This window comes from Streptomyces sp. NPDC005485 (assembly GCF_040606085.1).
Lineage (GTDB): Bacteria > Actinomycetota > Actinomycetes > Streptomycetales > Streptomycetaceae > Streptomyces.
Map to the genome: position 1 here is coordinate 1 of NZ_JBEXDZ010000255.1, position 8677 is coordinate 8677.

Sequence of the window (8677 nt, forward strand, 5' to 3'; positions counted from 1 at the left end):
GACCTCGGCACTCAACGGACCCAGAACCTGAATCCTCACACCATCCCCCAAACAGTCGTCGAGCCCTCGCACGTTCCCTTCCATGGCCAAAAACCTGCGCCACCCCAACACGCTAGCCCCGCCCACCCCCCACCAACGCCTCCCTCGACCCACCCTCAAGCAGACCTCCAACTGCCCATCTCCACCAAGGAATTGGCGCCCTCCAGAGCTCCTCGACACCTCCTCCAACCGAACCCCTGATTCCGCCTGCCCTCCACCTCACACCACCCCTCGACACTCGCCCCGCACCCCCGGTGAGCCAGCCCCTTGCCGACCGCACACCAGTCCCCATCCCGTCAAGACACGCCCCACCCTCACCCCCAACCACTCATCACCCCAAATCATCACAAAAGGAGCCGACTCCATCCCGTCCTGCCCCGACCTCCACGCCACCCCAGCTGGCCGAACCACACCCCCATCAGCCGACCCCGCTTGATGGAGCCTCTGAAGGCAGGCGCGGCCGGAACTTATCCGACCGGTCACTAGTTTCTACGTTGCTGTAGAAATGGACCGGCATCGGACCGCCGACGTGGCGCTCCGGCCCTCCACCGAACGTATGGAGTTCTCATGGCCCTGTGGGACCGCATCAAGGAGTCCGCGTCGACGATGCAGACCCAGCTCGTGGCGAAGAAGAACGACCTCAAGAGCGGGGCTTTCCGTGACGCGAGCATGGCGATGTGCGCGCTCGTCGCAGCGGCGGACGGGTCGATCGACCCGTCCGAGCGGCAGCGTGTGGCCCAGCTCATCGCCACCAATGAGGTCCTGCAGAACTTCGACGCCGCCGACCTGCAGCGCCGCTTCGACGACAACCTGAACAAGCTGACGGCCGACTTCGCCCTTGGCAAGGTCAGCGTCCTCCAGGAGATCGCCAAGGCGAAGAAGAAGCCCGCCGAGGCGCGCGCGGTCATCCAGATCGGCATCGTCATCGGCGGCGCCGACGGTGACTTCGACAAGACCGAGCAGGCCATCGTGCGCGAGGCTTGCTTCACTCTCGACCTGCCGCCGCACGAGTTCGACCTCTGACCGACAGCGGATCAACAGCCGTACCCTGCCGGGCCGGTGCCCGGTGAGGCAACGGCCCGGCATCTTGCTCGGCGGTTCGGCCGCCGGGCCGGCTTCGGCGCGCTCCGGGCGGGGCCGGGCAGAGCTTCGCGAACTTCAAAGTCCAAACCGGTGTCGGACAGGCGATGCCCGTGAGGTGTCAGTCCGTGCGCTCCGCCCCGGGGCGCCCGAGCAGTTCCCGCACCAGGCGCTCGTCGTCCGGTTCGAGGGAAGTGACAAAGCTGGCCAGCACCGCGTTGCGGTCGCTTTCGCCGTCGAGCAGCTTGCGCATCCTGTGCGCGGCGAGTCCCGCTTGGTCCGACACCGGCGTCCAGACGAAGGACCTGCCCGCGCGCTCCCGGGTCACCGCCCCCTTGGTCAACAGCCGGGTCAGGATCGTGATCACGGTCGTATAGGCGAGGTCACCGCCGAGGCATTCCTGCACCCGGCCCGCGGTCGCCGGACCATCCGCCTCGCGCAGCGCCGACAGGACCAGCGATTCCAACTGGCCCTGTCCCCGGCGCGGGGGACGCTGTCCATGGCCCGTCATGCGCTGTCCCCCTTCCGCCGGCCGACACTTCACGACAAGTCCATCGTAGAGACGCCCGCCGACGCCCCACTCCGTGCGCGCGACGCGCGCCGCACCTCCAACCACCGGGCGTCCACAGGATCGTAGAAGACGGGTGCGAGCCCTCCTTGTGACCGGCTGCCGCCGACGATCCGACAACTCCCGCGGCCGAACAACCGCTTGACCGGGCACGCAGCAGGCTGCCCCCGGCGCGACGGCCACGCCGAACACCCTTCCGAATCTTCTACAGTGTCGTAGATTTCCCGTACGGGTTCGCGCGGCGGGCTCGTTTCGGATGGATTTTCGATGAGGAGAGCAGCGTGGGAGTTTCCCTGTCCAAAGGTGGCAATGTCTCGCTCAGCAAGGAGGTGCCGGGCCTGAGCGCGGTCCTGATCGGCCTGGGCTGGGATGTACGGACCACCACGGGTACCGATTACGACCTCGACGCCTCCGCGCTGCTGCTCGACGCGTCGGGCAAGGTCCTGTCCGACCAGCACTTCATCTTCTACAACAACCTGAAGAGCCCGGACGGTTCGGTCGAGCACACCGGAGACAACCTCACCGGTGAGGGCGAGGGCGACGACGAGAGCGTCAAGGTGAATCTCGCCGCGGTGCCCGCCGAGATCGACAAAATCGTCTTCCCGGTCTCCATTCACGACGCCGCGAACCGCGGACAGAGCTTCGGCCAGGTCCGCAACGCCTTCATCCGCGTGGTGAACCAGGCCGGTGGCCAGGAGATCGCCCGCTACGACCTGTCCGAAGACGCGTCGACCGAGACCGCGATGGTCTTCGGCGAGCTCTACCGCAACGGCGCCGAATGGAAGTTCCGCGCCGTTGGCCAGGGTTACGCCTCCGGTCTCGCCGGTATCGCCTCCGACTTCGGCGTCAACGTCTGACGGAACCTGGCCGTAGGCCCTTTCGCCCGCCCATCGACCAAGCGTTCCCGTTGGGCGGGCACCGACCGCGTTCGCCTGCCTCTCGCATCTCCGCCCCCCACCCCCTCCGGGCGGCTGCTCTCGCCGTCGATCGGCGCTCGCCGGGCGTGAGCCGTACGACAGCGGCGCCAGGACCCGTTTAAGCAGTCCGGAACTGGTGAGGCGGGAAAGATGTCCCACTGCCGCACCACAGCTGCACCTGCCGCAGCTACACCTGCCGCACCACGCAGATGCGCCTGCGCATCCATATGCCCCGCGTCCTGCCTACGGAGGGCGCGGTGAGCGGCACCATGCGGCCCGCACAGCAGCGTGGGACGGCACCCCCGCAGACGCCCGCAGACGGCGTGGCAGCGCACCCGGCGACGCACCCGGCCCGCTCCGCGCCCGAGGGGGCGAAGCAGCGGGACGCCTTCTTCGACAACGCCAAGTACTTGGCGATCGTGCTCGTGGCGATGGGGCATGCGTGGGAGCCGCTGCGCGGTGGCAGCAGGAGCGTCGCCGCGCTGTACATGGTCGTCTACGCCTTTCACATGCCGGCGTTCATCGTCATCTCCGGTTACTTCTCGCGCGGCTTCGACGCGAGCCCGCGGCAGATCAAACGTCTCGTCACTGGGGTTGCCGTCCCCTACGTGGTCTTCGAGGTGGCGTACACCCTCTTCACACGGTGGACCGACCGCACGCCCGACCGCCCGATCAGCCTGCTGGACCCGCTGTATCTGACCTGGTTCCTGGCGGCGCTGTTCATCTGGCGGCTGACCACGCCGCTGTGGAGGCTCGTGCGCAAGCCGTTGGTCCTCGCGCTCGCGGTGGCGATGCTGGCCACCCTGTCACCGTCCATCGGCAACGTCCTGGACCTCCAGCGCGTACTGCAGTTCCTGCCCTATTTCGTGGTCGGTCTGTGCCTCAGGCCGGAGCATTTCCAGCTCGTACGTCGCTCCGAGGTGCGCGCGCTGTCCGTGCCTGTCTTTCTCGGCGCCCTCGCCATGGCGTACTGGGCGGTTCCCCGTATGAACGACGCCTGGTTCTTCCACCGCGACAGCGCCGAGGAACTCGCCGCGCCCGGTTGGTACGGGCCCGTGATGACGCTGGTGCTCTTCGGCTGCTCGATGGTCCTGGTCGCCTGTTTCCTCGCCTGGGTGCCCCGGCGCAGGATGTGGTTCACCGTGCTGGGTGCCGGCACTCTGTACGGCTACCTCCTGCACGGATTCGTCGTCCAGGGCGCGAACTTCGGGCACTGGTACGACCACGGCTGGGTCCACGGCCCGGTCGGCGCGATCACCGTCACGCTTGCCGCCGGCGCGGTCGTGACCGTGCTGTGCACACCGCCCGTACGCCGCCTCTTCCAATGCACGATGGAACCGGAATTGAAGTGGGCGTTCAGGCGGGACGCGACGGACCTGCGGCGGCCTCTCTGACGCCGCCCCGGAGCTTCCCATCCGAGCTTCCGAGCTGATGTCAGCTCTGGCAGCCGCACTCGGACGCCGTCTTGGCCTCGGTGACCGTCAGAGCGGGGTCGGCGGAGGCCTCGCCAGAGGTGCAGCAGGCGTTGACCCCGCAGCACTCGTCGGCGGACTGCGCCGCTTCGAGGGGCGCGTCGGTGCTGGTCAGCGGCTTGGCGGCGCGGATGATGGCGGAGTGCATGCCGTCCGCGACAGCATGGGTCGGGATGATCTCGACGTCCGCGAAGCCGGCGGTTGCGAGTCCGGCCCGGTACTCGGCGAATGACAGGGCGCCTGCGATGCAGCCGACGTAGTCGCCGCGTTCGGCCCGCTGGTCTGGAGTGAGGCTGTCGTCGGCGACGACGTCGGAGACTCCGATGCGGCCGCCGGGCTTCAGGACGCGGAAGGCCTCGGTGAAGACGGCCGGCTTGTCGGTGGACAGGTTGATCACGCAGTTGGAGATCACGACGTCGATGGTGCGAGGCGGCAGTGGGATCGCCTCCATGGTGCCCTTGAGGAACTCGACGTTCGTCGCGCCGGCCTTCTCGGCGTTGGCCAGGGCGAGTTCGAGCATCTCGTCGGTCATGTCCAGCCCGTAGGCCTTGCCGGTGGGGCCGACGCGCCGGGCGGAGAGCAGGACATCGATGCCGCCGCCTGAGCCGAGGTCGAGGACGCGTTCGCCCTCGCGCAGTTCGGCGACGGCCGTGGGGTTGCCGCAGCCGAGGGAGGCGGCCACCGCTTCGGCAGGCAGGACCTCGCGTTCGTCGGCGGCGTAGAGGGTGGATCCGAAGTTCTCGTCGACCTCCACCGGCTGCGGCCCGCAACAGGCGCTACCGCCCTCGGTGACCTGCACAGCTGCGGCGGCGTAGCGTCGACGGACGGCTTCGCGCAGGTCGGTTGGCTGCTCGCTCATGGCTCACTCCCGAGTGGCGGGGCTTGGCGGTGCCCCTGAACGGCTTGCATTGACGTTCATTGATGCAAGCTTGCACCTTGAATCGAGAGGCGTCAACATAGAGATGCATCGATACAAGGACTCGAGATACTCACCCCGTACGCCTCGCTACCGCTGCTTCGGTCGCGTGGCCTCGACAGGTGCGACTGTCAGGAGGGTGCGGTAGTGGCCAGGAGGGTGCGACTCTCCGACGGGGGCGCCTTCGGCTTCGATCCAGGCGTGAGCGGAGAAGGGATTCGTGCGGACGCCCGTGCACCAGGTGGGCCAGGTGCCGCGCGCTCGACACAGCAGGGTGGTGGCCACCGAGCGCTGCAGGCATGCCTGCCCTGCGCAGCGCAGGCTGACCGCGACCACGGCTGTCCGTGCCGCCTCGGCTTCTTCCACGCAGGCCGGGGTCGCACCGCGGCGGGCGAACTCCAGCACGGCGCGCAGCCTGGCCGGGGAGAGCCTGCTGAGGATCCACGCGACGGCCACCGCCACAAGGGGAACCAGTCGGCGGTGGAGAGGAAGCCGGTCGCGAGGGGTCAGCGCCACAGGTACGCTCACCGACCCTCCCGCAGCAGGTCCGCCGAGCACAGGGAAGCTAGAAGGGCCGCAACGTCGTCGCGTGCGCGGGTCGCGGGAAGAGTGTGCCGGGAGGCAAGCGTTTGTGCTGCCTGTTCGGGGCTGTCGCCGCTGGTGAGGCTGCGCAGGACCAGTAGCCCCGTGGCGTTCAACTGCCAGTAGCGGCCGGTGCGTTCGTGGAGGAGTACGGCTCCGTCGTCCGTTTCGGCGAGGGATACCTTCGGGTTGAGGGCATAGGTGGCACTCACGGTCGGTTGGGCTGCCTTTCGGTGCGGACGAGGCGGCGTGCGGCACGGAACCAGGTTTCGCAGCCGAGGAGTTGTTCCACGGCGAAGTTCCTACTCAGGTCGGCCTGCGGGGCGAGCAGCCGGGAGCGGACCGCGTCTGTGGAGATCAGGCCGGCTCTGGCAAGTTCCGAGTCGGCGAAGAGTTCGAGGAGTTCGTCGAGGCTGCGGCTGAGCCCGATGCGCATGTCCTCGTCGAAGGCGCCCTTGGTGGTTCTGACGCGGACGCGATCGGGCAGGACGTCCTGCATCGCCGCGGCCAGCAGAGGCTTGTACGCCCAAGGCGTGGAGCGCTCGTGGAGGCGCACGGCCATCGCGGCCTCCACGACGCGGTCGTCGAGGTAGGGCTGGTGCAACCGGATTCCCGCCTTCTCAAAGAGGCGGCTGAACTGCCGGTACGCCGGTGCGGTCGCCCGCAGGGCCACCAGGACCTGGTGCTGGCCGCGATCGGCGGCGAAGGGGCGGGCGCCGTCGGCGGTGCGCCGCAGCTCCGACCTGGCCGCGTCAATCGCGGCGTCGGTCACCCAGGCGGGAGCGCGCAGCGGCATCAGGCCCCAGCCCAGCGGCGGGTGCCGACGGGGCGGGGCCGGCTCGGTGAGGGAGTCGGCCTGGTCACGCCACCAGTCGGCCACCGAACCCGTCCGGGCGAGCTCCGCAAGGGCCCCACTCAGGGGCCAGCGGTCGAGGGCCCGGTAGCCACGCAGGTGACGCACCGCGAGCCTGGGACGGCGACGCAGCATTCGGTGCAGGTAGCCGGGGAGCCTGCCGAACAGTTCGTCCCCGCCGTGCCCGGCCAGGTGCACCTGTGAACCGCGCTCGGCCAGGAGGCCGGCCGTGTGTCTCATGCGGGCCAGGGTCCGGGTGAAGAGGTAGGGCTGTTCGGTGTCCGCCAGGTCCCCCGGGTGCGTGAACACGGCGGGCAGTTGGTGCTGGCCCACGACCACGTGGGTGGCCTGCTCCAGCAGGGTCGCCGAGTGTTCCGCGAAGACCGTGTCGTCGTTGCCCGCGTCCGCCTCGGCCCACCGGAAGGTGAGCAGTCCGGGAGTGATCCGAGCGCCGAGGAAGCACAGGGCGGTGGAGTCCATACCGCCGGACAGGTCGGCGCTCAGCCGGCCCTGACCGAGTGTGCGGCAGCGTACGGCCTCCTCCAGCGCGGTGCGTACCGCCGACGCGCCCTCCTCCAGCGGGAGTTCGGGTTCTGGGGGCTGCCACCAGAGGACTTCCCGCGCGCGGCCTTCCGTCATGAGCAGGCAGTGGTCTTCGGGTACCGCTGAGATTCCGGACCAGAGGCTTGCGGTGCCGAGCGGAGCCGGGAGCAGGCCGCCAGTCGCCAACCGTGCCGCGAGTACTCCTTCGTCCACGCCCGCGCCCGTCAGCATCGCCAGGGTGTCGGGGCGGTCCGACGCGATGGGGCGACCGCCCACGCGAGTGTGGAAAACCTGCCGCAGACCGGTGATGGTGCCCCGGACGCCGGCGCCCTCCGGAGAGGCGACCAATACGTGGCAGCTGCCCGGTAGTTGCCGGGCCAACACTGCCGCATCGGACAGCGTCCGCACGCGTCCGGCCAACGAGGTGAGCTGTGCAGTGGTGACCGGGCAGTGTCCGATCACCACCACACGTACCGAGCCCGCCTGGACCTGAACCATTTCGTCTGCCGCCCACCGGCCCACCACCCAGGGCGTTCCCGAGGGGTGGGTGATGACGTGCGGTGACTCGTAGAGCCACGTGGGGTCGGTGGGGGAACCGTCGGGCAGGACGACGAACCCGGTGCTCATGTCACTCCGTCCGAGTCGGCCGGCTCGTCACCAACCCTGCTTGCCCAGGAAGTCGGAGTGGTCGTTGCCGAAGCCGAGCGTGTCCTCGGAGAACTCCCCGACGGCCGTCAGGGTGGGCGGTTCGTAGCTCTGCCGAACCGACGGCTCCTCGCTGTGCTGCTCCTGCATCTCCATCGTGTACTCCTTCCATACGGCCCCTTGCGAGGCCTCCGGGCGTGGGCCGCCCGGAGTCTGGGGTTGTGTCACGGGGTTTGAGGGCGGAGCGGGACAAGACGGATGGCGTGGGCGAGGGCGAATGAAATCCGGCCACTGAACGGGCAACGGGAGCCACGCCTTCACGGCGCCTGTCCCTGCGCTTCTTCCGCTCCGTCAGGTACTGGCGAACACACCGTTCTGCGCGTTCATCGACTCATTGCCGGGCAGGCAGGGAATCGTCGATCGCGCATACCTTCTTCCATTGACCCATTCGCCGACAGTGCCCATGGCGCGACGCGCATCAAGCCTTACCCCCGACCCCGTTTGGAAGCGCGGCATCGAATTGCCTCGCGTTCCCCACCCGTTTCTCTCTGATCAAGAGAGTTTCATCTTCAAAGATCCTCGCACAAGCATGCGATCACCGGATGGCCGAAAGCATCGCCCGACATTGCATTTATGCCGTCGAGCCGAGGGGCGTACGGATGAAACGGAATCTCTTACTCAGAGTGGTGCCGACTGGACAGCCACCTCCGAGGCTGATCACCTAACGTGACCTCCCGCATTGCCGCCGGGCCTGCCACGGCGGCGGGCACGAGAAGGCTTGGCGAGAAGTGATCGCCCTCAAAACGCCGACCCACCACGACAGCCGCGGTTGGCAACGAAGCTCCGCCGCAACGCGTCGCACGTCTGAGCCGTCACCTGAAGGCGACGGCTCAGACGTGCGGCGGCGCAACGGACACAACGCGGATTCGGCGGACAACCTGACCCGCGGCTACCGCCGAGGATCGTCGGCTAGGGGGTGTTGTGAAAGTCCCGCACAGCACCCACGGCGCCCGGCACGCACCCTCGCCGCACCGGCCGAAGCCCCAAGTACGTCCAGTACGA

The 8677-nt window shown here is 68.5% G+C and carries 9 protein-coding genes; 3 read left to right on the forward strand and 6 right to left on the reverse strand.

Features of this window, described 5'->3' with window-relative positions:
• Nucleotides 1-606 precede the first annotated feature (606 nt).
• Nucleotides 607-1062: a TerB family tellurite resistance protein gene (locus tag ABZS97_RS42340; RefSeq protein WP_356148683.1), complete on the forward strand. Its 456-nt coding sequence runs from the start codon at nt 607-609 to the stop codon at nt 1060-1062.
• Between the two features lie 178 nt (nt 1063-1240).
• On the opposite strand, the gene ABZS97_RS42345 is transcribed toward ABZS97_RS42340, so the two are convergent.
• Nucleotides 1241-1630, reverse strand: coding sequence for a BlaI/MecI/CopY family transcriptional regulator (locus ABZS97_RS42345; protein ID WP_356148688.1), 390 nt, complete (start codon nt 1628-1630; stop codon nt 1241-1243).
• Nucleotides 1631-1968: 338 nt separating this feature from the next.
• Between ABZS97_RS42345 and ABZS97_RS42350 the strand changes: the two genes are divergently transcribed.
• Nucleotides 1969-2544 (forward strand): TerD family protein, encoded by a 576-nt coding sequence (locus ABZS97_RS42350; RefSeq protein ID WP_356148691.1) that lies wholly within the window; start codon nt 1969-1971, stop codon nt 2542-2544.
• A 317-nt stretch (nt 2545-2861) separates the two neighbouring features.
• Nucleotides 2862-3998 carry an acyltransferase family protein gene (locus ABZS97_RS42355; protein ID WP_356148694.1) on the forward strand — a complete coding sequence of 379 codons (1137 nt, stop codon included), beginning with the start codon at nt 2862-2864 and terminating at the stop codon, nt 3996-3998.
• 40 nt (nt 3999-4038) lie between these two features.
• Here the strand turns inward: ABZS97_RS42355 and arsM are convergent, their stop codons facing one another.
• From arsM to ABZS97_RS42380, 5 genes are all read right to left on the reverse strand, one after another.
• Nucleotides 4039-4935, reverse strand: coding sequence for an arsenite methyltransferase (arsM, locus tag ABZS97_RS42360; RefSeq protein WP_356148697.1), 897 nt, complete (start codon nt 4933-4935; stop codon nt 4039-4041).
• A 147-nt stretch (nt 4936-5082) separates the two neighbouring features.
• Nucleotides 5083-5520 carry a lasso peptide biosynthesis B2 protein gene (locus tag ABZS97_RS42365; RefSeq protein WP_356148700.1) on the reverse strand — a complete coding sequence of 146 codons (438 nt, stop codon included), beginning with the start codon at nt 5518-5520 and terminating at the stop codon, nt 5083-5085.
• Nucleotides 5517-5786: a lasso peptide biosynthesis PqqD family chaperone gene (locus ABZS97_RS42370; RefSeq protein ID WP_356148708.1), complete on the reverse strand. Its 270-nt coding sequence runs from the start codon at nt 5784-5786 to the stop codon at nt 5517-5519. Before ABZS97_RS42370 ends, ABZS97_RS42365 begins: the two co-directional genes overlap by 4 nt.
• On the reverse strand, nt 5783-7597 hold the full coding sequence (locus ABZS97_RS42375) for an asparagine synthase-related protein (protein ID WP_356148715.1): 1815 nt from the start codon (nt 7595-7597) through the stop codon (nt 5783-5785). The genes ABZS97_RS42370 and ABZS97_RS42375 overlap by 4 nt, the downstream gene beginning before the upstream one ends.
• Before the next feature lie 27 nt (nt 7598-7624).
• Nucleotides 7625-7771, reverse strand: coding sequence for a lasso RiPP family leader peptide-containing protein (locus tag ABZS97_RS42380; RefSeq protein ID WP_356148722.1), 147 nt, complete (start codon nt 7769-7771; stop codon nt 7625-7627).
• Nucleotides 7772-8677: the final 906 nt, after the last annotated feature.